The following is a 22404-nucleotide window of genomic DNA, read 5'->3' on the forward strand; positions in this document are numbered from 1 at the left end:
CGCTGCTGGAACGCATCGGGGCGGGCACTGTGGATATGGGCGAAATCCAAATTCACCCAACCGTCGAGCAGAAAACCTCGTACCTGATTTCCGAATCCATCCGCGGCGGCGGGGCGATTCTGGTCAATCAGAAAGGGGAGCGCTTCTACAACGAAATGTCGACCCGCGATAAAGTCTCGGCGTCAATCATCGCGCTGCCGGATAAATACGCTTACATCGTCTTTGACGAGCACGTACGCGCCAAAAACAAAGCCGCGGATGAGTACATTGCCAAAGGCTTCGTGACCAGCGCCAGCTCGCCTAAAGCCCTGGCAGAAGCGCTCGGCATGGATTACCACGCTTTCCTCGCGACCCTGGAACGTTACAACGGTTTCGTTGAGAAACAGCACGATGACGATTTTGGTCGTACCACCGCGCTGCGTGCACCGATCAACGAAGGGCCGTTCTACGCCATTCAGATTGCGCCGGGCGTGCACCACACCATGGGCGGCGTGACCATCAACACCGAAACCTGCGTGCTGGACAGCAACCACAACGTGCTGCCAGGGGCGTTTGCGGCCGGTGAAGTGGTCGGCGGGATCCACGGCGGCAACCGTATCGGCGGTAACGCGGTGGCAGATATCATTATTTTTGGTACCCTTGCAGGACATCAGGCGGCTCTGCGTTCGAAAAAGAGGTAAGGCACCTGCTATGTAGGCCGGATGCGCGCAGCGCTATCCGGCATTTTCCCCGGCGGCGCGGTGCTTGCCGGGGCTACATCTGAGGACTCATACCATGCCTGATAGCCATCGCGTTTACAGCTACTCCGCCGTCCTGATGGGCTCACCCATCCTCCTGAAGCTCTTCTCCCATGACGAAGCCCTCGCGTCCCGCGTGTTTCGCCTGATCAAACAGTATGAAGACCTGCTCACCGTCAACCGAGCGCACTCGCAGGTGATGGACATCAATCACGCGGCCGGTCAGCATCCGGTTACCGTCAGCCGACCGGTGTTTGAGCTGATCCGCTGTGCAAAAGCGGCAAGCCTGCTCAAGGACAGCGCCTTTAATCTGGCGATCGGTCCGCTGGTGAAGCGCTGGAAGATTGGTTTTCAGGGGGACAGCGTTCCGCCTGCCGATGAAATCGCGTCGCTGCTGGCGATGACCCGCCCAGAGGATGTTCTCCTTGATGAGGCCAGCAGCAGCGTGTTTCTGACCCGGGCGGGGATGGAGATCGATCTGGGGGCCATCGCCAAAGGCTATATCGCCGACAGGGTGCGTGATTACCTTCGTAAAGAGGGGGCTGAGCTGGGGCTGATCAACCTTGGCGGAAACATCCAGACGTTAGGCTCGCCGGAAGGCGGCTGGGGCGTGGGGCTGAAAAAACCGTTCGCCGGTGACGCGCTGATCGGCACGATGACCGTAGAGAACCTGTCCGTCGTGACGTCGGGAACGTACGAGCGCTACTTCGAACAAAACGGCAGGCGCTATCACCACATTCTCGATCCGCGCACCGGGTATCCGCTGGACAACGAACTGGACAGCGTGACGATTATTTCGAAAGACTCCATCGACGGCGATATCTGGACCACGTTGATGTACGGCATGGGCGTGGAGAAGGGCTGTGCCGCCCTGCGCGCGCGCCCCGATATTGAAGCCATCTTTGTGACCAAAACAAAAGAAGTGGTGATCTCCTCGATGCACCACTTCCGCTTTACTCTGCTGGATAACGACTACCGCGTTACTGACAGTATTGCTTGAGCAGGCCGGTTTGCTCCGGCTGGAGACGGTAGCGATACACCGGCCGGCCGGTGGCGCCGTAATGAATGCTGGTGAACAGAATATTGATTTGCGCGAGCCAAATCAGGTACTTACGGCAGGACACGCGGGAAATATTGACGGCGTTTGCCAGGTCATCGGTAGAAAACTCCGTCTCCGGGTGAGCGTCAATCCACTGGCAAATCGTGCGCAGCGTTTGCGGCGTTAACCCCTTCGGCAGCTTTTTACTGTCGGCCAGTTCCGGCGCCCCGCCGTGGATCAGCCGGTCGACGTCGGCCTGCTCATAATACTGGTGCGAACCCATCAGATTGTGCTTTGCCTTCCAGCCGTTCAGCGCCTCTTCAAAGCGGGGGAACTGGAACGGCTTGATCAGATAATCCACCACGCCGTAATGAATGGAGGTCTGGATCGTGGCGGCGTCGGCAGCGGACGAGATCATAATCACATCGATTGGGCGACCGGATGCGCGAATAACGGGCAGCAGATCCAGACCGTTATCCTGCTGCATATAGACATCCAGCAGCACCAGATCGACAGGCTGCCCGGGGTTATTAATGATGGCCTCGGCCTGGTTTAGCGTGGAGGCGACGCCGCAGCAGCTAAAACCTTCAACACGGTTGACATACAGACGGTTGAGGTCGGCTACCATGGCGTCATCATCGACAATTAATACATTTATCACGCGATATTCCTCTCGCTATCCCAGGGGATGTGAACAAAAAATTGGGTAAATACGCCTGGCTCAGACTCGACGGTGATATCGCCGCCGAGGTTCTGGATTTGCTGGCGAGCAAGGAACAGCCCAACGCCGCGGTTTTCACCTTTTGTTGAGAAGCCCTTGGTAAAAATAGACTCCAGCTGAGCGGGATCAATGCCGGGGCCATCGTCGCTGACTTCACAGCTTAGCCAGCCATTCTGATAATGCAGCAGCAGGCCGATCTCACCTTCCTGCTGTCCTTCCATCGCGTCAAGCGCGTTTTCAATGAGGTTACCCAGCGCGGTGATCAGCACCGCGACCTGCTCTTCACTCGCTGTATCCGGTATCTGGCATTCATCTGCCAGCGTCAGGGTGACGCCCGCTTCTTTCGCCCGGTTGATTTTACCCAGCAGGAACCCGGCGATAACCGGGGATTTTACCTTGCTCTGTATCGTACCGATATCCGTCTGGTAATTTTGTGCCGTCTGCAGGATGTACTCTTCCAGCTTGTCGTAGCGCTTCATGTGCAGCAGGCCCAGGATCACATGCAGTTTATTCATAAACTCGTGCGTATGGCTGCGCAGGGCGTCGACGTAGTTGACCATGCCATCAATACGCTGCATCAGCTGGCTGATTTCCGTTTTATCACGGAAGGTGGTGATGGCGCCGATCACCCGATCCTGACTTTTAACGGGCACCATATTGCACAGCAACAGACGCCCGTTACAGCTGATCTCCTGATCCTGGCGCGCGACGCCCGTCTTTGAGACTTCACGCAGGCTGGCCAGCAGGGGCGCGCTGGCGTTTTCGGTCTGCTTGCCGGAGGGGAGAAGCAATATTTCTCTGGCGGTCTGGTTGATCATCGTCACCCGTCCGTGAATATCGACGGCCAGCACCCCCTCCCGAAGCGACTGTAGCATCGCCTGACGTTGTTCGAACAGGGCGGAAATTTCGTAAGGTTCGAGTCCGAACAGGATGCGTTTCAGTACCCGCACCAGGCCCCAAATTGCCATGGAGCTCATAAAAATACTGAATAAAATGGTCCAGACGGCGTTTAGCCGCCCGCGGGCAATCTGCTCTTCAACCTTATTCAGGGAGATACCGACCACCACCACGCCGATCTGCTCGTGCTGGCCGTCGTAGACGGGCGTAAAAACGCGCAGCGCTTCGGCGAGCGCGCCCCGGTTAACCGATACGTTCTCTTTGCCTTCCAGCGCGGGGGTTAAATCATCGCCGATAAAATGCAGCCCCAGCAGCGCCTCGTTCGGGTGTGAATAGCGGATCCCGCGCATATCGGTGACCACGGTGAACAGCAGATCGTTTCGTTTTGTCACCGCCTGGGCGATGGGCTGAATAATATTCTCCTGCGGTGCCTGCATCAGGCCGCGCTGTATCTCGGGGCTGTCGGCGAGGGTGCGGGCAATGCCGAGCGCAGTGTCTTTAACATCATCGCGGGTCGCCCGGGTGATTTGTACGGAGTAAAGCGCAAAGACCACCAGCAGCACAGAGGCAATAATCGCGCACACCATCAACGTGACCAGCGTGTTCAGTTTCATGGGGCGCTTGCGCGTCGAAAGGAAAGGCTGCAAATCGCTCATCAACACTCCGCGATGATTAAGAAAGGGGTAATTATCGCCGATGACGCGCTTTTCTTAAAGCCATGTAAAGGCGTGGATTTGGTCCTCTTTTCGTGACCCTCCTCGCAGGTCATCTATATAAAACACTTTATAGTGTGTGGGTACTCATAATAAGGAGGCTGTTTATGAGCATTATGCTTACCGGTTCGGTCAAGGAAAGACGGCACGCCAGCACGATGAATATTGATAGATTGTCCACGCTGGACATGCTGAAAGTCATTCACCAGGATGATGCACTCATTTCTGCTGCGATTACCCCCTGTTTACCTACTCTCGCCCGCGTGGTGGACAACGCCGCTGCGACGCTCAGCCACGGCGGTCGACTGGTCATCGTTGGCGCTGGGCCGTCAGGGCGCATTGCGCAACAGGTTGCCGATGATTATGCGCCGGGCAAAACCCCGGTGGTGGCCGTTACGGCACAAGAAGGTGAAGGGAGCTACGAGAATGGCGTTGCCGATTTGCAGGCCATCAAGTTTGGTGAACACGATATGATGCTGGTCGTGACCGTCAGCGGAAAAACGCCGTGGGTCTGGGGGGCAATGCGCCATGCGTGGTCGCTGGGTTCACCGGTCGCCATTATCACCGGTGATGCGCAAAGTGAAGCTGCACAGCTGGCGAGCATGGTTATCGCTCCGGAGCTGGGGGCCGACGTCGTCGCAGGCTATCTCAACACCAAAGCGGGGATTGCGCAGAAAATGATCCTCTCGATGATCGCCACTGGGCTGGCCGTCCGAACCGGGCGGGTTTACAGCAACTTGCGGGTGGATCTTGAGGCAGGCACAACCAAATGGGCTGAACGACAAATCGCGATTGTGATGGAAGCGGGGGGATGCAGCAGGACGGAGGCAAAAGCCGCGCTGGAGAGCTGTAACCATCACTGTAAGACGGCGGTATTAATGGTGCTGACAGGGCTGGATGCGTGGAAAGCCCATGAACTGCTGGCGCAGAATAACGGGTTTATCCGCGTGGCGCTGCAGGAAGCGCCGTAATATAAAGTGAAGATATAAAAAAGGCCGCAATTGCGGCCTTTGGTATTTTTGGAGATTAGAACTGGTAGGTCATGCCTACGCCAACGATGTCGTCGGTGGAAATACCGTATGCGTCATACAGCGCTTCGTCGTTATCCAGCAGGTTGATTTTGTAATCAACATAGGTGGAGAAGTTTTTGTTGAAGCTGTAGGTCATGCCCAGGTCGATGTAGTTAACCAGATCCTGATTGAATCCTTTACCGTCCAGGTCCTTACCTTTTGAGTAGACCCACGCCAGGGAAGGGCGCAGACCGAAGTCGAACTGGTACTGAGCAACCGCTTCAAAGTTCTGAGTCTGGTTGGCGATACCAAAGTTACCGATTGGCGTCATGTTGCTGGTTTCAGCATACATCATTGCCAGGTAGACGCTGTTAGCATCGTATTTTGCGCCAACGGTCCAGGCTTCAGCTTTTTCGCCACCCGCATAACCGATGCTTTCATAGCTTTTACCGTATCCAACCTGCTTGTTGGTACGATCAGAAGAAGAGTACGCCGCACCCAGGCTCAGACCGGTGAGATCGCCAGAGAAGTCATAGGTGGTAGAGATACCGAAGCCGTCGCCATTCTGGAAACGAACATTATCATGACCGTTTTTAGTACCTTCCTGATCTTCTGAAGGATCCTGACCTTCATTCGCGCCCTGATACTGCAGCGCGAAATTCAGCCCCTCAACCAGGCCGAAGAAATCCTGGTTACGGTAGGTTGCCAGATTGTTCGCACGACCGTTCATAAAGTTATCGGTCCAGGTGTAAGAGTCACCGCCAAATACAGGCAGCATATCGGTCCAGGCTTCTACGTCATACACGACACCGTAATTACGGCCATAATCAAATGAACCGTATTCGCCATATTTCAGGCCAGCGTATGCCAGACGGTTAAAGGATTTGTCACCCGCGCCTTCGGTATCGTTAGCGTAGGTTTTGTATTCCCACTGACCGTAACCGATCAGGTCGTTAGCGATCTGGGTTTCGCCTTTGAAACCAATCTGCACATAGGTTTCGTCACCGTCGTCGCCAGGGTTGTCAGAGAAGGTGTGACGCGCATCGACTTTGCCGTACAGGTCAACTTTGTTGCCGTTTTTGTTGTACATCTCAGCCGCATTTGCTGCGCCTGCCATTAATAACGCGGGTACCAGAATTGCCAGAACTTTTCTTTTCATTATATATTCCTTTAAAAGATAATTTATATGAATATATGTAATCACTCTCCGTAATTACAGGGTCGATACTATTCCAGAAGATGTCATTTAGTTTCAAAAATAAATGTAATTAAATTCGATGAAATATTGCTAAATATTTCCATTAATCTCTTTATTTTTCCAGTGAATTAATTTATTGAATTTATATGATGTAATTATTATTAAGTATTTCGGAATTCTATTTTTAAATTGTTTTAATTCAGCTATTTTATATTTCACTCTCATTGAAACAACAGGACATGACGATGGAACTTGCCCGGTGGCAGCACAGATTTGAGCGCTGGCTCGAGGAAAACCACAGCACCGACGATACCGCACATGATATTTCGCATTTTCGACGGGTCTGGATGACGGCGCAAAAAATCATGGTTCACCACACGGTGGAGCCGCTGGTGATCCTGACCGCATGCTATTTTCACGATATTGTCAGCCTGCCGAAAAACCATCCCGAACGCAGCCGGTCATCAGAGCTGGCAGCACGCAAGACGGGTGACATTCTGCGCCGCGACTTCCCGGACTTTCCGCCAGAGCACGCTGCCGCCGTTGCGCACGCGATTGAGGCACACAGCTTCAGCGCCGGGATTGCGCCGCAGAGTATGGAAGCCAAAATTGTGCAGGATGCTGACCGGCTGGAAGCGTTAGGCGCTATCGGCCTGGCGCGCGTCTTTGCCATCTCGGGCGCGCTGGGCGTGCCGCTTTTTGACGCCGACGATCCCTTTGCCGATGCGCGTCCCCTCGACGACCGTGCGTTTGCCCTCGACCATTTTCAGACCAAGCTGCTGAGATTGCCTGATACAATGCAAACGGAAATGGGCCGCGAACTGGCACGTCACAATGCCGATTTCCTGATCCAGTTTATGGCGAAACTCAGCGCCGAATTACACGGCGACTGCATCGGGCTGGATAGCCAGGTGTTGAACCGCTTCCGTCGCAGTTTGCGCAACTGAACTGTGGTAATCTGTTCCCAGTCTTTATTCTCCGGTTAAAAGAATGCAGGAAAATCGATCAGTGACAGAGCCCGCGCCCGCGCAGGCTGAGAAATCAACGGCAACGGTGCAGGCCTTACTGCGCCAGCTGTTGGATATCTATGATGCTAAAACGCTGGCCAGTCTGCTGGTGGCGCACGGCGAGAGCCACTGGAGCCCGGCGATCCTTAAACGTCTGCTGACCAGCGACCGCGCAGGGCGTCGCCTGAGTGAAGGCGAATTTCGTTATCTGCAAAACCTGCTTCCGCGTCCTTCGGCCGCGCACCCGAACTATGCCTTCCGGTTTATCGATCTGTTTGCCGGTATCGGCGGCATTCGGCACGGTTTTGAAGCCATCGGCGGCCAGTGCGTGTTTACCAGCGAGTGGAACAAGCACGCCGTGCGGACCTACAAGGCCAACTGGTACTGCGATCCGCACGAGCATCATTTCAACGCGGATATCCGCGATGTCACCCTGAGCCATAAAAGCGGCGTGAGCGATGAACAGGCCGCCGAACACATTCGTCAGACGATCCCGGCGCATGATGTGTTGCTGGCCGGCTTCCCGTGTCAGCCTTTCTCGCTGGCCGGTGTCTCTAAAAAAAATGCTCTTGGACGCGCCCACGGTTTCGCCTGTGATACCCAGGGAACGCTGTTTTTTGACGTGGCGCGCATTATTGACGCCCGTCGTCCGGCCATTTTTGTACTGGAAAACGTCAAAAACTTAAAAAGCCACGACGGCGGGAAAACCTTCCGCATTATCATGCAAACGCTGGATGAGCTGGGTTATGACGTGGCCGATTCACAGGACATGGGCGCGGACGATCCCAAAATCATTGATGGGAAACATTTCCTGCCCCAGCACCGCGAACGTATCGTGCTGGTGGGTTTCCGCCGCGATCTCAATCTCAAGGGGGATTTCACCCTGCGGGATATCCCGTCTTTGTATCCCGAGCGGCGTCCTACCGTGGCCGACCTGCTGGAACCCGCCGTTGACGCGAAATTTATCCTCACCCCGGTGCTGTGGAAATACCTCTACCGCTATGCCAAGAAACATCAGGCAAAGGGTAACGGCTTCGGTTTTGGGATGGTAAACCCGAACGATCCGCACAGCGTGACCCGCACGCTGTCTGCTCGCTACTACAAAGACGGCGCGGAAATCCTGATCGACAGAGGGTGGGACAAGGCGCTGGGTGAAAAAGATTTTGACGATCCGCATAATCAGCGTCACCGTCCGCGACGCTTAACGCCCCGCGAATGCGCCCGGCTGATGGGCTTTGAAACGCCGCAGGGTTATCGCTTCCGCATTCCGGTCTCGGATACCCAGGCGTACCGCCAGTTTGGTAATTCGGTGGTGGTTCCCGCGTTCGCCGCTGTGGCCAAACTGCTGGCCTCGCGCATCAGACAGGCGGTGGCGCTCCGTCAGGGTGAGGCCGTCAATGACGGATGTTCACGATAAGGCGACGCGCAGCAAAAACATGCGTGCCATCGGCACGCGTGACACCGCCATCGAAAAGCGACTGGCCGGGCTGCTGACGCAGGCGGGCTTTGACTTCCGCGTGCAGGATCCCGCGCTTGCGGGCCGGCCGGATTTCGTCATCGACGCCTGGCAGTGCATCATCTTTACCCACGGCTGTTTCTGGCACCATCATGACTGCTATCTGTTTAAAGTCCCGGCGACGCGCACCGATTTCTGGCTGGATAAGATTGGCAAGAACGTCGAGCGCGACAAGCGGGATCTGACCACGCTGCTGGCGCAGGGCTGGCGGGTGCTGATCGTCTGGGAGTGTGCGCTGAGAGGCAGATTAAAGCTGAACGATGCCGATTTGAGCGAACGGCTGGAAGAGTGGATCTGCGGCGGCGGCCAGACCGCGCAGATCGACACGCAGGGCATTCACCTGCTTACGGTTTCTCCACCTCGCAAGGGGTGACCACCGGTTTTGCCGGCAGCAAGTATTTGCCCAGCGTGACCAGCACGACGGCAAACACAATGATCCCAAGAGCAATCCATTCCACAGGTGAGAGCGTTTCTCCCCCCAGTCCTGTCCCGAGCAGTACGGCCACGACCGGGTTGACGTAGGCGTAGCTGGTGGCGACAGCCGGAGAGACATTGCGGATCAGGAACATATAGGCGTTAATGGCGATGATGGAGCCAAACAGCGCCAGATACCCTACCGCGAGAAAGCCCGACAGGTCCGGCAGCGTGGTCAGCTTTTCTCCCGTCAACGCCGAGGCCAGCAGCAGGACAATTCCCGCGGCGAGCATCTCAATCGCACCGGCCATCATGCCGGTCGGCAGTTCGATACGCGACCCGTAGACGGAACCCAACGCCCAGCTCATCGAGCCAATCAGGATAATCACCGCGCCCCACGGATTCCCGCTCAGGTTGCCGCCGCTATTGAGCAGAACAATGCCGGCCAGGCCAATCCCAATCCCCAGCCATTCCAGCTTGCGGGTGCGGATGCCGAAAAGGCGGCTAAAGCAGAGGGTAAACAGCGGTACGGTGGCAACGACCACGGCGGCGATCCCGGACGGGACCTTCTGGTGCTCGGCAATCGTCACAAACCCGTTACCCACCGCCAGCAGCAGCAGGCCGATCAGGGCGGCGTTCAGCATCGGGCGCAGCGGGGGAAGCTTATGCCCGCGCAGGAGCAGGAAGGCCAGCAGCAGGATGCCCGCCGAGAGGAAGCGAATGCCCGCCATCATCAGCGGCGGCCAGCTCTCCACGCCGATGCGAATGACAAAGTAGGTTGACCCCCAGATGATGTACAGCGAAAAGAGTGCCCCGATAAGCGGTAGCAATTGCCGGAAACGCATAATCCCTCACGACGAAATAAAAAGTTCGCTGATAGTAAACGCGAAAACTATCTCGCTGGCGAGCCCTTTAATTGTGTGGCAGATGTGAATTTTTTGTTGACGTAAGGTGCCTGTTTCCGGGTTGGCGCTTTTGCTCCATACTATTCACTTAATTACCAAAAAATGAAGGATTAAGATTTTGGCAGGAAGTAGCTTATTAACATTGCTGGATGATATTGCCACCTTACTGGACGACATTTCAGTGATGGGTAAACTGGCGGCGAAGAAAACCGCAGGCGTGCTGGGAGATGATTTATCGCTTAACGCCCAGCAGGTGAGTGGGGTAAGGGCAAACCGTGAACTGCCGGTGGTGTGGGGCGTAGCAAAAGGCTCCTTCCTGAATAAGGTGATTCTGGTGCCGCTGGCGCTGCTGATCAGCGCGTTTATTCCCTGGGCCATCACGCCGTTACTGATGATTGGCGGGGCATTTCTCTGCTTCGAGGGCGTTGAGAAGGTTCTGCACTCCTTTAGCGCGCGCAAGCAGAGCGATACGCCGGAGATGCGCCAGCAGCGTCTTGAAGCGCTGGCCGCGCAGGATCCGAAAACCTTCGAGCGCGATAAGGTCAAAGGCGCCATTCGGACCGACTTTATCCTGTCCGCGGAGATTGTCGCCATTACGCTGGGCATCGTGTCCGACGCTCCGCTCCTGAATCAGGTTCTTATCCTCTCCGGCATCGCCATTCTGGTCACCGTAGGCGTGTACGGCCTGGTGGGACTGATCGTGAAGCTGGACGATATCGGCTACTGGCTGGAAGAAAAGTCGAGCGCGGTAGCAAGAGGCATCGGCAAAAGCCTGCTGGTGCTGGCTCCGTGGCTGATGAAGAGTTTGTCGGTAGTGGGCACGCTGGCGATGTTCCTCGTGGGCGGCGGGATCGTGGTTCACGGCATTGCGCCGCTGCACCATGCTATCGAACATTTTTCCTCGACGCAGGGGGCCGTTGTCGCGGCGATTCTGCCCACGCTGCTGAATCTGGTGCTGGGCTTTATCATTGGCGCTATCGTGGTCGCGGCGGTGAAGCTGGTTGAAAAAATACGCGGCACGTCGCACTAATTGTTACCCGTTGTGGGATGCAAAAAGACCATTCCTCGTCTAAATTGAAACAGTTTCACCCTGATACAGGAGGCAGGTATGGTCTTTTTGGTCAGTGATGAAGTTAAGCCTAAGAAGGGCGGCCCACGTATGATTGTCACCGGGTATTCCAGCGGAATGGTGGAATGTCGGTGGCACGATGGCTATAGCATCAAGCGGGAAGCATTTCGTGAAGATGAGCTTCAGCCGGGGGAAGGGCAGCACCAGCGGGACAAGGCTTAATCACATAACGCCCGGCTTTGCCGGGCGTTTTTATCTCACGTACCGGGTGTAAGGCCGTCATCATGGAGTGTGTGTGCAGCGCGATACCTTTGTTGTAAGACAATCATTTTTGCAATGGCTGCATAAGCGTAGCAATCCGGGGTTGATTGTTAATCTCTGTTTTCTGGTCGTTTTGGTGTTTTCCACGCTTCTGACCTGGCGTGAGGTGGTGGTCCTCGAAGAGGCGTATATCTCCAGCCAGCGCAACCATCTGGATACGGTGGCCAGTTCGCTGGACAGGCAGTTACAGAACAGCGTGGACAGGATGCTGTTGTTTCGTCAGGGCATGCGTGATGCAATCCAGACGCCGCTGGCATTTGATGCATTACAGAACGCGGTGTCACGCTTTAAGACCGTCCGCACGCTCCCCACCTGGCAGCTTGCCGTTGATAAAAAACGCACCCTTCCCATTAATGGCGTTTCGGACGCGTTCGTCGAAAAAACCACGCTTCTGAATCGTGACGCCGAGCGCCTCAGCCACGAAATTTCTGCCGCGCTCGAAGTGGGGTATCTGCTCAGGCTGGCGTCATCGAGAGCGCAAACGGAAGCGCGCGTGATCTACGTGTCCCGCGCCGGATTTTTCGTTTCCACGGATACACCTGACCAGGCGGGTGATATCACCTCCCGCTATTATCATCTGGTCACGCAGTCCTGGTTTACCCAGCAGTCGGAACGGAACAATCGCGCTCGCGCGGTGCGCTGGTTTATCTCTACCCCTTCATCCTGGACCAATGATGAACGTACGATCACCGCCAGCGTTCCCATCTATTTCGATCATTACTGGTATGGCGTCGTGGCGATGGATTTTACGTTGAGCACGATGCAGCGTCTGCTGGCCGATGCGACGGAAGATCGAACGGAGGGGGAGTATCAGCTGTACGATACCCGGCTCAATATGATTGCCACCTCAGCCCACGCGGAAAACGCGGTTAACCATTTTGACGAACGCGAAACGGCGCAGATTGCGCAGGCTATTGAGCACGCTACCGGCGGCGGGATCCGCCTCGGAAGCCGTTTCGTTAGCTGGGAGCGGCTCGATCACTTCGATGGCGTTGTCCTGCGGATCCACACCCTGCACGAAGGAGTGCAGGACGACTTCGGCAGTATCAGCATCGTTTTGGCGCTGCTGTGGGCGCTCTTTACCGCCATGCTGTTGATCTCGTGGCTGGTGATCCGTCGGATGGTGAGTAACATGTACACGCTTCAGCACTCGCTCCAGTGGCAGGCCTGGCATGATCCGCTTACCCGGCTGAATAACCGCGGCGCGCTGTTCGATCGCGCAAAATTGCTGGCGGAAACCTGTCGCCAGCAGTCGCTGCCGTTCTCGGTGATTCAGATCGATCTCGACCATTTTAAGAACATCAACGACCGTTTCGGCCATCAGGCCGGTGATAAGGTGCTATCGCATACAGCAGGACTGATTGCCAGCGCGCTACGCAAAAATGATGTGGCAGGGCGTGTAGGCGGGGAAGAGTTTTGCGTTGTCCTGCCGGGGATCGGTCTGGAAGAGGCGAGAGGCGTCGCCGAGCGCATTCGCTGCCGGATCGACAGCAAGGAGATCCTGGTGAAGAAGAGCACGACTCTGCGCATCAGCGCATCGCTGGGGGTCAGCAGCGCGGATGAAGCGGGTAACTACGAGTTTGAACAGCTGCAGTCCGTGGCGGACGCCCGGCTGTACCAGGCCAAACAGTGCGGCCGTAATCGGGTCGTCTGGCGGGATTAGGACAGGAAGTGATCCAGTCCCTCCTGCCAGCCCGCGGGGCCGGGCTGCCGGGTGTGATAAACCCGCCCGGGGTTATCGTCCCGTAGCGTGATGCCCTGGCGGTTAATACCCTTGATGACCACCGCGAAGTCAACGCTGTCGAGCAACGGTGCATCATTAGGGCCGTCACCGAGCCCCAGCGTGGTGGGTTCGATCTCTTCCTGCTCGCGGTACTGCGCAATCAGCCAGTTAACCGCCACGTCCTTACCGCAGCGGGCGTCCAGAATATGCCAGAAGCGCGCTCCCTGCAGGCATTTCAGACCGCTGTACGCCAGCTGCTCTTCAAACTGAACCAGTTTCTCGTCGGTATCGCGCCAGATGAGCGTGACGGATGCTTCATGCTTGCGGGCAAGCGCCGAACGGTAGCGCGTCAGTCCGGTCCACTCGCTAATAACGCGATCGTCCACGTCGTCAAAGGTGGTGAACTTAAAGCCCGTCTGCAGGCGAATATGTTCGACCCGCGGGCGAATATCCCGGTGCGTCATCCCTCTGATCTGGCGCTGAACCTTCTCCCAACGCACGTCAGGCTGAATTACCGCGCCGTTCTCGGCAATAAAAGGCAAGCCTTCCAGGCCCAGATCCTGCTGGATATCCAGCATCTCTGCCGCGGTCTTGCTGCTGCAGAGAATAACCGGTATCTGATTATCCAGTAGCCTGTCCAGCCAGGGCATTGCGGGCTGCCACTCATAGGTATGAATATCCAGCAACGAGCCATCCAGGTCAGAAAAAATCAGCAAGGTATCCCGCAGTGAAGGCATAGTGACTCCCGTGATAGCTGCGTTTCTCTCTAAGAAAATTCCTAAAAAATAACCGAAGTGTTAACAGGAGAAATGGGAACAGTCCCTGGCAAACCCGCATTCGGCGTATGTTATTGCTCATAACAAAAAGCATTATGTTAAAAATATTATATTCATCATAAGAATATATGCTTGTCAGACAAATTCGTTGGGGATAGTGTGGCGTGTACATCAGATTTCCTGGTGTAACGAATTTTCAAGTGCTTCTTGCATAAGCAAGTTTTGATCCCGGTCATCCCCATGACCGGGATTTTTTTCGCCTTACCGATTGGCTTCAGACACGCTAAAGTCGTGAATATCAAGCTCGAAGGCCTCGGCCAGCTCACGATAGGTGTGATAATCCCTTCCGTTAACAATGACGTGGTCCGAATTGTCGTCCGTCCTGCGGACTTCTGACTCACTGATCTCATTGATGGCGGCCAGCAGGGCATCGACATCCACCTCGACTTCGCGCTTGATGGTGTCGCTGTACTCTTTATCGGTCTTCATTGCGGGGTTCCTCATTCAGCCGGGTCCATCGCTAAGTATAGACTGTAGATAAAAACGCCATTCACGCCGGGCGGCGATGTGCGTTTTTGCGTTTTGTTCTACACTGGCTCAAAACCAGAGGAGGAATGTATGAAGGTCAACGATCGGGTAACGGTTAAAACGGACGGTGGGCCACGCCGCCCGGGCGTGGTGCTGGCAATTGAAGAGTTTAGCGAAGGTACAATGTACCTGGTATCACTGGAAGACTACCCGCTCGGCATTTGGTTTTTTAACGAACTGGGGCATCCGGACGGCATTTTTGTTGAGAAAGCTGACTAGCACGGCGTCGGGTAGCACAGCGCGTGCCCGACAACCTCATAGAAGCAAAAATCTCTGGCCAGGCCAGAGATCAAAGGTAGGGTGCACAGGGTCTTAAGCGACTAACGCATGTTGACGAAAATCCCGTTCGTCACATTATCGGTCAGGCGTACCACGTGGTAGATCACTTGCTTATTATGCGTTTTAATTTTCCGTTTAATATTTCCTTTGTGTGACGAAACGGTTTTCGCTTTAATATTCATCTGGTCCGAGATCTGAATAGTTCCTTGTCCCGCCATCCACATTCGCAGCATACTTGATTCAGTCCTGCTTAATGATAGGGTGGGTAAGTTAACCGCTCCTACATTCTTAACTTCTTTATTCAAATAATCACCCAGAATGTCATCCAGCGACTCGGGTTTAATCGATTTAGAACTGATCAATAAATTTTTACGGACCAACAAATACTCATCGAAATGGATATTCGCGATCGCCATAAAAACAATAAACAGGGTTTTAGGATGCTGATTAATGATTTGCTTAATGTGCTGACTGTTGGCTGGATCGTGAATGAAACAGTCCTCATTAATAAACACCACGCCTGGTTTTAGTTCGTCACAAGCGGCTGCGAGTTCGTCAACGGTGTGTGCATCGTTGATGTCTCTCTTTCTTACCCCTCTGCTTGCCAGGTACCCGGTTAACCCTAGCCGGGTGTAGCTGCATAAATCCATAATGATCGTTGACATGGCATACCCTCACTCAATGCGTAACGATAATTCACCATCTGCCTGAGAGCTCAAAACAGCCATACGGGATGGAAAAAAAATAATAAACCTGTGAGCATGACAAAGACTTTCAGGCGGACTCACTATCCCGTAAAGTTACGTATAATTTGCCAGGAATCTTCTTAAAGTAAAGTAAATATTAAGTATTGTGAGATGGTTAGAAACAATTAAACCGCGTCAGATATATCCTGGAAGATGTTTTTCGCGTTTTATTTTAGGAATATCCTCAGAAAGACAGTAGCAACAGTGCGGGCTATTATTTACGAGGCAGTTCGCTGACAATATCCGCTAACAGGTTGAATATCTCGCCGAATAAATGTTCACAGAAGGGAGCGATAAGTGGCATCAGTAATGACATTAATAAAATTCCAACCGTCAGCGTCAGCGGAAAACCAATGACAAACACCGAAAGCTGCGGCGCCATTCGGTTCAGTAAACCTAATGCCAGGTTGACGGTCAGCAGCAGGGTGATGATCGGCAGCGCCAGCATCAGCCCGTTCAGGAAGATCAGCCCCGCCGCGCGGGTGAGCGCCAGGAAAGCGTTGCTGTTCACCGGATTTTCGCCAATCGGCAGCGTATGGAACGTATCCACCAGCATGGAGATAAGCCACAGATGGCCGTTGAACGACAGGAACAGCAGCATGGCGAGCAGATCGATAATGCGCGCCAGCACGGGCATGTTGAGATGACTACCGGGATCAACAAACGTGGCGAACGATAACCCCATCTGCAGACCGATCAGTTCCCCTGCGGTACGCACCGCGGCGAAGGCGAGCTGCATGGTAAAGCCGACGGCGACGCCAATCATCACCTGCTGCAGGGCGACCCACACCGCGTTCGCCGAGAAGATCGGAATATCCACAGGGGGGAGAGAGGGCGCGACGATAATGGAGATGATAATGCCCAGCCCCACCTTGACGCGCTTGGGTATCGATTTCTCGCTAAGAATGGGGGCGGTAGAGATCAGCGCCATGATGCGCAGCATCGGCCAGAAATAGACGCCGAGCCACTGAACCCACTGGTCGCTGGTGAAGTGCAGCATCGTCAGGTCAGCCGATGATGTACGGCAGATTGGTAAACAGGTTGCGCATATAGTCCAGCAGTAGGTTCAGCATCCACGGTCCGGCCACGATAATCGCCACGAACACGGCGATGATTTTCGGGATGAATGACAGCGTCATTTCGTTAATCTGCGTGGCGGCCTGCAGAATACTGATGATCAGACCGGTAACCAGCGCGACAAGCAGCAGCGGAGCGGCAACGGCAATCGCGATTTTCATCGCCTCCGTGCCCATCATCATGACCGATTCGGGTGTCATTGCCGTTCCTTAACTGTAGAAACTCTGCGCCAGCGAGCTGACCAGCAGCTGCCAGCCGTCGACCAGCACAAAAAGCATGATCTTAAAGGGCAGGGCAATGGTCGCGGGTGGCACCATCATCATCCCGAGCGCCATCAGGACGCTGGCGATCACCAGGTCGATAATCAGGAACGGAATAAAGATGGTAAAGCCAATCTGGAACGCGGTTTTCAGCTCGCTGGTGACATAGGCAGGCAGAAGAATACGCATTGGCACAGATTCCGGTCCCTGCAGCTCGCCGGTGTTGGACAGGCGGGCAAAGAGGGCCAGGTCGGCTTCGCGCGTCTGGCGCAGCATAAATTCTCGCAGCGGCTGCGCTCCTTTATCCAGCGCCTCCTGCATGGAGATTTTATCTTCGCTGAACGGCTGGTAGGCGTCGGTATAAATCTTATCGATCACCGGCGACATTATGAAGAAGGTCAAAAACAGTGCCAGCCCAAGCAGAACCTGGTTTGGCGGTGCGGAAGGAGTGCCCAGCGCGTTTCGCAGCAGACCAAAGACGATGATGATGCGGGTGAAGCTGGTCATCATCAGCAGGATAGCCGGAATAAACGTCAGCGAGGTGATGAACACCAGCGTCTGAACCGGAAGCGACCAGCTTTGGCCGCCGCCCGCGAGAGGGGTGGAGACCAGACCGGGCAGCTGTGCATAAACCGCGGGAGCAAACAGGCCAACGCCCGCAAGCGTCAGGGATAACAAACGTCGCATCAGGATCTCCCGGAACGCTTAAGCAAACTCTTCATGACGGACTGAAAATCCGCAGGGGCGTCTGCACGCTCGTCCACCACAGCAGGGGCGGGCGGCAGTTTATGCAATACGCTGATGTTTGAGGCCGTTACGCCCAGAACCAGACGCGCGTCGTCCACCTCGACGATGACCACGCGTTCGCGTGGCCCCAGCGTGGTGCTGGCGCTGACCTTCAGGCCGCGGGCACCGGCGGTTTTACCCGCCAGGCCAAAGCGCTTCGCCAGCCAGGCGGCGATAAGAATAAAGGCAATAATACCGAACAACGCCCCGCTCACCTGGAGCAGAGGCGAGCCGGGAACGGCAGAAGGTTGCGATAGTGTTGCCTGGGTTTTCATGCTTAACGGCTCAGACGACGCATACGTTCAGACGGGGTAATGATGTCGGTGATACGTACGCCGTATTTATCGGCCACCACCACCACTTCGCCCTGAGCAATCAGATAGCCGTTGATCAGAATATCCAGCGGCTCACCGGCCAGACCGTCAAGGGCCACCACGGAACCCTGCGTCAGGCGCAGTAGCTCTTTAATGGTCATACGGGTGCGTCCCAGTTCAACGGTCAGCTTAACCGGGATATCCATAATCAGGTCGATGTCCTGCAGCGTGCCGCTGACATCACCGCCGCCGAGCTGCTGGAATACGGCATCCGCTGCGCTTTTGGCCGGGGTCGCTTTTTGCTCGTTTAACGCGTCAGCCCACAGATCGTCCAGTGCTCCGCTGTTTTCATCGGACGGATTGTTCATGTCACTCATTTGGGCTGTTCCTCATTCAGCGAATTCAAAATCGGGTTGATCAAGTGCTCAACGCGTAACGCATACTGACCGTTAATCGTGCCGTACTGGCTTGTCAGCACGGGGACACCATCCACATGGGCAATAATGCGGTCGGGTTTTTCTATCGGCAAAACATCACCGGGTTGTAATTTCAGGATCTGAGATAACCGCAGCGGGATATCGGCGAAGCTCGCCACCAGCTCAAGCTGCGAATGCTGGACCTGGCGGACCAGGTTCTCACGCCAGTTCTGGTCCTCGTTGCGGGAGTTCTCCAGCGGCGGGTTAACCAGCAGCTCGCGCAGCGGTTCGATCATGCTGAACGGCAGGCAGATGTTGAACTCGCCGGTCAGGTTACCGATCTCCACGTGGAACGGGGTGTTAACGACGATATCGTTCGGGGAGGTGGTGATATTGGTAAATTTCACCTGCATCTCAGAACGGACGTACTCCACTTCCAGCGGGTTAATCGCTTTCCACGCGTCGCTGTAAGACTCCAGCGCCAGCTTCAGCATGCGGTTAATGACGCGCTGTTCGGTGTGGGTGAATTCACGACCTTCTACTTTGGTCGGGAAACGCCCGTCGCCGCCGAACAGGTTATCCACCGCGATGAACACCAGGCTTGGGGAAAACACCACCAGACCGGTGCCGCGCAGCGGCTTCAGATGAATCAGGTTAAGGTTGGTTGGCACCGGCAGGTTGCGGGCAAACTCATGATACGGCTGAATGCGGATCGCACCGACCGTGATATCCGGGCTACGACGCAGCAGGTTAAACAGCCCCATACGGAACTGACGTGCAAAACGTTCGTTAATGATCTCCAGCGCCTGCAGACGTTCACGTACCACGCGACGCTGGGTATTCGGGTCATAGGGACGAATATCGCTATCGCCGCCAATACCCGGTTTAGGATCATCATTGTTATCGCTGTCGCCGTTGAGCAGCGCATCGATTTCTGCCTGAGAAAGAATACTGTCGCCCATGTCGTTACCGCAGAATGAATGCTGTATACAGAACGTCAGTGACTTCCTGCTTAGGTTGGCCGTTTACCAGCGGGGTCGCCAGCGTTTGTTTAATGGCGTCGACCAGCTTTTGCTTACCCACATCGGTGGCCAGCGTCGAAGCGTCCTGACGAGAGAACAGCAGCAGAAGGCGGCTGCGCACTTCCGGAAGGTAATCGTTCAGACGTGAACGAGTGGCTTCATCTTTCAGGCGCAGCGTAATGCCAACATAAAGCACACGATCCGCATCACCCAGATTGACGGTGAAGGTATCCAGCGGGAAGAAAACTGGAGCCGGCGGAGGCGGCGCTTCAGCTTTGGCTGCAGCGGTGGTAGGTTTCTGCTGCATACGCCAGTAACTATAGCCCGCGGTGGCGCAGGCGGCGAGCGTGATCAACACCAGCAGCGGGATCCAGATGGAGCGCTTACTTTTTTTGGTGATAGCGGAGTCAGTCATCTGATACGAGCTTCCTGTTTCGGTACAGCTTAATAAGGTGATTATCCCGTGTCCTGCTGTCGTCAAAGCGTGGAAAAGACGGGGATAATCACGCTACCTCTGGCGTTTAGGCGAAGATGTCTACGGCACTGTTACCGCGTGCGGCGGATTGCAGGGCAGCAGGAACAGGCAGTAGTTCATCGCTCTCTTCATTAAAACCGCCGGCGTTGCCGGAACGCGAAGCCTGGTGCTGCTGCTGGGATGAGGACTGCTGCTGCCCGGCAAAGCTCTCGCTGCTGACGCTGCTCTGCGCAAGCTGAATGCCGTTCTCCGCCAGTGAGGTCCGCAGTACCGGCAGCGCGGCTTCCAGCGCCGCACGAACATGGCTGTGCGCAGAGACCATCTGCAGCTGCGCCTGGTTATCATCCAGCTTAAGCGAAATTTGCACCTGACCCAGATCTTCCGGGTGCAGACGCAGCTCGGCTGTCTGCTGGCCCTGTTTAGTGAACAGGGTGATGTGCTGGCTCAGGGATTGCTGCCATTCGTGGGTGCCCAGAGGCTGGCTTAACACCGGCGCGGTGGCGACGGTGGCGGCCGTCTGACTGGTCGCATGGCTGGACATAATCGGTGCCAGGGTAGCCGTTGGGGAGGCTGAGGAGGAGGAACTGGCGAGCTCCTGCTTCTCTGCCGCCGCGGCCAGGGCCGGGGTTGTCGGCGCGTTGCCCGACAGGGCAGGTTCGTTATTTTTCACCTGGCTCTGATAAGGCGTAGAATTCTGCGCTTTATCATGGCTTCCCGCAGGCGCGTTCAGGGACGGTTGGTCCGCACCATTGTGCGAAAGCGTCGCGGAATTCAGCGTTGCGGTGGCCGAAACGCCGTCACTGCCCGCCACGCGAGAGGCGGTAGTTTGCTGGTGCGGCAGCATCGCCATCAGGGCGCTCAATCCGGCCAGCTCTTCTTCGCTCAGCTCGCTTTTACCGTCATCCTTGCTGTTTGCCGTATTGAGCGTCTTCAGTGCGTCACCTTTAGACAGCGGAACCAGCCCGGAAACCAGCGTATCAAGCGAGGTGATGGGCGACGTTTCATTGCCATTCAGCGCGGTTTGGCGCGAGAGCAGGTCGGCAATTTTGGCCTGCAGGGTGGTATCCCCTTTGGCGTCCTGAGCCACTTTTGACAGCTTACTGCCGGCGGCTTTCAGGTCAGCCAGGGTCAGCGGCGCATCTTTGCCCTTGCCCGTTGCGTCCGACAGGGCGCCCGCCAGCAGAGAGAGAAAGTCCTGTGCACCGTCGGTGCCTTTCCCTGTTTGCATGCCACCTGACAGGTCGCTGTCGCTCATCAGCAGTTGTTGCAGTGTGATCATTCCGGTTTCCTCATTGATGCGCGCTGGGCAAACTCATCCATTTTCTTCTGATCCAGACGGTTTTCCGCCAGGGTCGTTGCCGCGATCTGTCGGTCCTGTAAAGTCTGCCAGGCCTGCAGCCGCTGCTTCTTCTCACGCCAGAAATTCAGCGCGGTATCGACTTTCTGGGTCCACTGGTTAAGCTGCTGGCGATGCTGATCTATCGCCTTCTCCAGCGTCTGGATAAACTGCTGATAGTTAATCCAGCGCTGGCTTCCAATGCCCTGTGTCATATCGGTATTGAGGTTGGTGCGATATTCATGCTGATAGTCGATCAACATCTTCAACTGTTCTTCAGCCTGCTGGCACCCGCGTCGCATTGCGCCAAGCTGCAATGCGGCATCATCAACTTCTTTTTCAGCCAGATCTTTCAGCGTTGATAACGCGCTGTTTTGCGCCATGACCTTCGCCCTCCACCTGTGTTACACCTGCGGGAAAATCAGCTCCAGTGCCTGAATTGAATCTTCCCAGTCGGCGCGTTCAAAAATGCCTTGTTGCAAAAATGCCTCCAGCTGCGGCCACAGGGTAATCGCTTTGTCGAGCATCGGGTCGCTGCCTTTGGCATACGCCCCCACGCTGACCAGATCGCGGTTGCGCTGGAAGCTGGAGAGCAGTTGTTTAAAGTTACGCACGCGGGCGTAGTGCTTCTCGGTTATCAGCGCCGTCATTGCGCGGCTGATAGAGGCTTCAATATCAATTGCCGGATAGTGTCCGGCTTCGGCGAGACGACGCGACAGCACAATATGGCCGTCAAGGATCGCGCGCGCGGAGTCGGCAATCGGGTCCTGCTGGTCATCGCCTTCGGTCAGTACCGTATAGAACGCGGTGATGGAGCCGCCGCCGCTGATGCCGTTCCCCGCGCGCTCAACGAGGGCAGGGAGTTTGGCGAAGACCGAAGGCGGGTAGCCTTTGGTCGCCGGTGGCTCACCGATGGCCAGCGCGATTTCACGCTGCGCCATCGCGTAGCGGGTCAGGGAATCCATGATCAGCAGCACGTGCTTGCCGCGGTCGCGGAAATCTTCGGCAATACGGGTGGCATACGCGGCACCCTGCATACGCAGCAGCGGCGACACGTCC

25 protein-coding genes and 2 pseudogenes are annotated in these 22404 nt (G+C 55.6%); 10 read left to right on the forward strand and 17 right to left on the reverse strand.

Translation table 11 applies throughout. The features are described from left to right. Together DOU50_RS05870 and DOU50_RS05875 are read left to right on the forward strand one after the other, a co-directional pair. The coding region (locus DOU50_RS05870; RefSeq protein ID WP_148769016.1) for an FAD-binding protein at window positions 1-680 on the forward strand (680 nt) is incomplete at its 5' end. 94 nt (window positions 681-774) lie between these two features. After that, window positions 775-1737, forward strand: coding sequence for an FAD:protein FMN transferase (locus DOU50_RS05875; protein WP_148769017.1), 963 nt, complete (start codon window positions 775-777; stop codon window positions 1735-1737). On the opposite strand, the gene dcuR is transcribed toward DOU50_RS05875, so the two are convergent. Further along, complete coding sequence (dcuR, locus tag DOU50_RS05880) at window positions 1718-2437, reverse strand: two-component system response regulator DcuR (RefSeq protein WP_023336197.1); 720 nt, start codon at window positions 2435-2437, stop codon at window positions 1718-1720. The two genes, DOU50_RS05875 and dcuR, sit on opposite strands and share 20 nt — an antisense overlap. Further along, entirely contained in the window at window positions 2434-4050 is a 1617-nt protein-coding gene (locus DOU50_RS05885) for a sensor histidine kinase (RefSeq protein ID WP_048990629.1), read from the reverse strand. The genes dcuR and DOU50_RS05885 overlap by 4 nt, the downstream gene beginning before the upstream one ends. Window positions 4051-4214: 164 nt before the next feature. On the opposite strand from DOU50_RS05885, the gene DOU50_RS05890 reads away from it, so the two are divergent. Continuing rightward, a complete protein-coding gene (locus tag DOU50_RS05890; protein WP_148769018.1) occupies window positions 4215-5078 on the forward strand; it encodes an N-acetylmuramic acid 6-phosphate etherase in 864 nt (287 codons plus the stop codon). 55 nt (window positions 5079-5133) lie between these two features. On the opposite strand, the gene ompC is transcribed toward DOU50_RS05890, so the two are convergent. Continuing rightward, complete coding sequence (ompC, locus tag DOU50_RS05895) at window positions 5134-6276, reverse strand: porin OmpC (protein ID WP_148769019.1); 1143 nt, start codon at window positions 6274-6276, stop codon at window positions 5134-5136. Window positions 6277-6560: 284 nt separating this feature from the next. Here ompC and DOU50_RS05900 point away from each other — a divergent pair, with 284 nt between their 5' ends. The 3 genes from DOU50_RS05900 (at window position 6561) to DOU50_RS05910 (ending at window position 9211) form a co-directional block, all read left to right on the forward strand. After that, a complete protein-coding gene (locus tag DOU50_RS05900) occupies window positions 6561-7262 on the forward strand; it encodes a phosphohydrolase (RefSeq protein WP_148769020.1) in 702 nt (233 codons plus the stop codon). Between the two features lie 61 nt (window positions 7263-7323). After that, window positions 7324-8739, forward strand: a complete 1416-nt coding sequence (locus tag DOU50_RS05905; protein ID WP_148769021.1) for a DNA cytosine methyltransferase — start codon at window positions 7324-7326, stop codon at window positions 8737-8739. Next, on the forward strand, window positions 8720-9211 hold the full coding sequence (locus tag DOU50_RS05910) for a very short patch repair endonuclease (RefSeq protein WP_148769022.1): 492 nt from the start codon (window positions 8720-8722) through the stop codon (window positions 9209-9211). The genes DOU50_RS05905 and DOU50_RS05910 overlap by 20 nt, the downstream gene beginning before the upstream one ends. Here DOU50_RS05910 and yedA read toward each other — a convergent pair. Next, window positions 9183-10097: a drug/metabolite exporter YedA gene (gene yedA / locus DOU50_RS05915; protein WP_148769023.1), complete on the reverse strand. Its 915-nt coding sequence runs from the start codon at window positions 10095-10097 to the stop codon at window positions 9183-9185. The two genes, DOU50_RS05910 and yedA, sit on opposite strands and share 29 nt — an antisense overlap. Window positions 10098-10275: 178 nt before the next feature. Between yedA and DOU50_RS05920 the strand changes: the two genes are divergently transcribed. The 3 genes from DOU50_RS05920 to dgcQ all read left to right on the forward strand — a co-directional run bounded on the left by DOU50_RS05920 (window position 10276) and on the right by dgcQ (window position 13210). Continuing rightward, entirely contained in the window at window positions 10276-11187 is a 912-nt protein-coding gene (locus DOU50_RS05920) for a DUF808 domain-containing protein (RefSeq protein ID WP_148769024.1), read from the forward strand. Between the two features lie 78 nt (window positions 11188-11265). After that, window positions 11266-11448, forward strand: a complete 183-nt coding sequence (locus DOU50_RS05925) for a YodC family protein (RefSeq protein WP_148769025.1) — start codon at window positions 11266-11268, stop codon at window positions 11446-11448. A 73-nt stretch (window positions 11449-11521) separates the two neighbouring features. After that, window positions 11522-13210, forward strand: a complete 1689-nt coding sequence (gene dgcQ, locus DOU50_RS05930; protein ID WP_148769026.1) for a cellulose biosynthesis regulator diguanylate cyclase DgcQ — start codon at window positions 11522-11524, stop codon at window positions 13208-13210. On the opposite strand, the gene DOU50_RS05935 is transcribed toward dgcQ, so the two are convergent. Both DOU50_RS05935 and yodD read right to left on the reverse strand, forming a co-directional pair. Next, window positions 13207-14007, reverse strand: coding sequence for a mannosyl-3-phosphoglycerate phosphatase-related protein (locus tag DOU50_RS05935; RefSeq protein WP_148769027.1), 801 nt, complete (start codon window positions 14005-14007; stop codon window positions 13207-13209). The two genes, dgcQ and DOU50_RS05935, sit on opposite strands and share 4 nt — an antisense overlap. A 300-nt stretch (window positions 14008-14307) precedes the next feature. Then, window positions 14308-14535 (reverse strand): YodD family peroxide/acid resistance protein, encoded by a 228-nt coding sequence (gene yodD, locus DOU50_RS05940; RefSeq protein WP_148769029.1) that lies wholly within the window; start codon window positions 14533-14535, stop codon window positions 14308-14310. Window positions 14536-14664: 129 nt separating this feature from the next. Between yodD and dsrB the strand changes: the two genes are divergently transcribed. After that, complete coding sequence (gene dsrB / locus DOU50_RS05945; protein WP_008500312.1) at window positions 14665-14853, forward strand: protein DsrB; 189 nt, start codon at window positions 14665-14667, stop codon at window positions 14851-14853. Window positions 14854-14954: 101 nt separating this feature from the next. Here the strand turns inward: dsrB and rcsA are convergent, their stop codons facing one another. From rcsA to fliI, 11 genes and pseudogenes are all read right to left on the reverse strand, one after another. After that, the gene (rcsA, locus tag DOU50_RS05950) at window positions 14955-15578 is read right to left on the reverse strand and encodes a transcriptional regulator RcsA (RefSeq protein ID WP_008500313.1); all 624 of its coding nucleotides are present in this window, start codon (window positions 15576-15578) and stop codon (window positions 14955-14957) included. Between the two features lie 288 nt (window positions 15579-15866). Then, window positions 15867-16659, reverse strand: a pseudogene (gene fliR / locus DOU50_RS05955) (flagellar biosynthetic protein FliR); the annotation flags it as partial. Between the two features lie 7 nt (window positions 16660-16666). Continuing rightward, entirely contained in the window at window positions 16667-16936 is a 270-nt protein-coding gene (fliQ, locus tag DOU50_RS05960; protein ID WP_008500315.1) for a flagellar biosynthesis protein FliQ, read from the reverse strand. A 9-nt stretch (window positions 16937-16945) separates the two neighbouring features. Beyond that, window positions 16946-17683, reverse strand: coding sequence for a flagellar type III secretion system pore protein FliP (fliP, locus tag DOU50_RS05965; RefSeq protein ID WP_024909733.1), 738 nt, complete (start codon window positions 17681-17683; stop codon window positions 16946-16948). Further along, entirely contained in the window at window positions 17683-18057 is a 375-nt protein-coding gene (gene fliO, locus DOU50_RS05970; protein WP_032641435.1) for a flagellar biosynthetic protein FliO, read from the reverse strand. The genes fliP and fliO overlap by 1 nt, the downstream gene beginning before the upstream one ends. Window positions 18058-18059: 2 nt before the next feature. Then, window positions 18060-18473: a flagellar motor switch protein FliN gene (gene fliN / locus DOU50_RS05975; protein WP_008500318.1), complete on the reverse strand. Its 414-nt coding sequence runs from the start codon at window positions 18471-18473 to the stop codon at window positions 18060-18062. Further along, on the reverse strand, window positions 18470-19474 hold the full coding sequence (gene fliM / locus DOU50_RS05980; protein WP_023336184.1) for a flagellar motor switch protein FliM: 1005 nt from the start codon (window positions 19472-19474) through the stop codon (window positions 18470-18472). Before fliM ends, fliN begins: the two co-directional genes overlap by 4 nt. Window positions 19475-19478: 4 nt before the next feature. Beyond that, complete coding sequence (gene fliL, locus DOU50_RS05985) at window positions 19479-19949, reverse strand: flagellar basal body-associated protein FliL (protein ID WP_024909761.1); 471 nt, start codon at window positions 19947-19949, stop codon at window positions 19479-19481. A 106-nt stretch (window positions 19950-20055) separates the two neighbouring features. After that, window positions 20056-21288, reverse strand: a complete 1233-nt coding sequence (gene fliK, locus DOU50_RS05990) for a flagellar hook length control protein FliK (protein WP_148769028.1) — start codon at window positions 21286-21288, stop codon at window positions 20056-20058. Then, window positions 21285-21728: a flagellar export protein FliJ gene (gene fliJ, locus DOU50_RS05995; protein ID WP_023312304.1), complete on the reverse strand. Its 444-nt coding sequence runs from the start codon at window positions 21726-21728 to the stop codon at window positions 21285-21287. Before fliJ ends, fliK begins: the two co-directional genes overlap by 4 nt. Window positions 21729-21749: 21 nt before the next feature. Next, window positions 21750-22404 (reverse strand): annotated as a pseudogene (gene fliI / locus DOU50_RS06000) (flagellum-specific ATP synthase FliI); the annotation flags it as partial.

Source organism: Enterobacter sp. C6 (genome assembly GCF_008122455.1).
GTDB classification, from domain to species: Bacteria; Pseudomonadota; Gammaproteobacteria; order Enterobacterales; family Enterobacteriaceae; genus Enterobacter; species Enterobacter pseudoroggenkampii.

Coding starts and splice junctions, on each gene's coding strand:
- fliP (WP_024909733.1), bottom strand. CDS start 17,683: ATGCGACGTTTGTTATCCCTGACGCTTGCGGGCGTTGGCCTGTTTGCT.
- fliJ (WP_023312304.1), bottom strand. CDS start 21,728: ATGGCGCAAAACAGCGCGTTATCAACGCTGAAAGATCTGGCTGAAAAA.
- DOU50_RS05925 (WP_148769025.1), top strand. CDS start 11,266: ATGGTCTTTTTGGTCAGTGATGAAGTTAAGCCTAAGAAGGGCGGCCCA.
- fliL (WP_024909761.1), bottom strand. CDS start 19,949: ATGACTGACTCCGCTATCACCAAAAAAAGTAAGCGCTCCATCTGGATC.
- rcsA (WP_008500313.1), bottom strand. CDS start 15,578: ATGTCAACGATCATTATGGATTTATGCAGCTACACCCGGCTAGGGTTA.
- fliK (WP_148769028.1), bottom strand. CDS start 21,288: ATGATCACACTGCAACAACTGCTGATGAGCGACAGCGACCTGTCAGGT.
- DOU50_RS05885 (WP_048990629.1), bottom strand. CDS start 4,050: ATGAGCGATTTGCAGCCTTTCCTTTCGACGCGCAAGCGCCCCATGAAA.
- ompC (WP_148769019.1), bottom strand. CDS start 6,276: ATGAAAAGAAAAGTTCTGGCAATTCTGGTACCCGCGTTATTAATGGCA.
- DOU50_RS05890 (WP_148769018.1), top strand. CDS start 4,215: ATGAGCATTATGCTTACCGGTTCGGTCAAGGAAAGACGGCACGCCAGC.
- DOU50_RS05900 (WP_148769020.1), top strand. CDS start 6,561: ATGGAACTTGCCCGGTGGCAGCACAGATTTGAGCGCTGGCTCGAGGAA.
- fliM (WP_023336184.1), bottom strand. CDS start 19,474: ATGGGCGACAGTATTCTTTCTCAGGCAGAAATCGATGCGCTGCTCAAC.
- yedA (WP_148769023.1), bottom strand. CDS start 10,097: ATGCGTTTCCGGCAATTGCTACCGCTTATCGGGGCACTCTTTTCGCTG.
- fliN (WP_008500318.1), bottom strand. CDS start 18,473: ATGAGTGACATGAACAATCCGTCCGATGAAAACAGCGGAGCACTGGAC.
- yodD (WP_148769029.1), bottom strand. CDS start 14,535: ATGAAGACCGATAAAGAGTACAGCGACACCATCAAGCGCGAAGTCGAG.
- dsrB (WP_008500312.1), top strand. CDS start 14,665: ATGAAGGTCAACGATCGGGTAACGGTTAAAACGGACGGTGGGCCACGC.
- DOU50_RS05875 (WP_148769017.1), top strand. CDS start 775: ATGCCTGATAGCCATCGCGTTTACAGCTACTCCGCCGTCCTGATGGGC.
- fliQ (WP_008500315.1), bottom strand. CDS start 16,936: ATGACACCCGAATCGGTCATGATGATGGGCACGGAGGCGATGAAAATC.
- DOU50_RS05910 (WP_148769022.1), top strand. CDS start 8,720: ATGACGGATGTTCACGATAAGGCGACGCGCAGCAAAAACATGCGTGCC.
- fliO (WP_032641435.1), bottom strand. CDS start 18,057: ATGAAAACCCAGGCAACACTATCGCAACCTTCTGCCGTTCCCGGCTCG.
- DOU50_RS05935 (WP_148769027.1), bottom strand. CDS start 14,007: ATGCCTTCACTGCGGGATACCTTGCTGATTTTTTCTGACCTGGATGGC.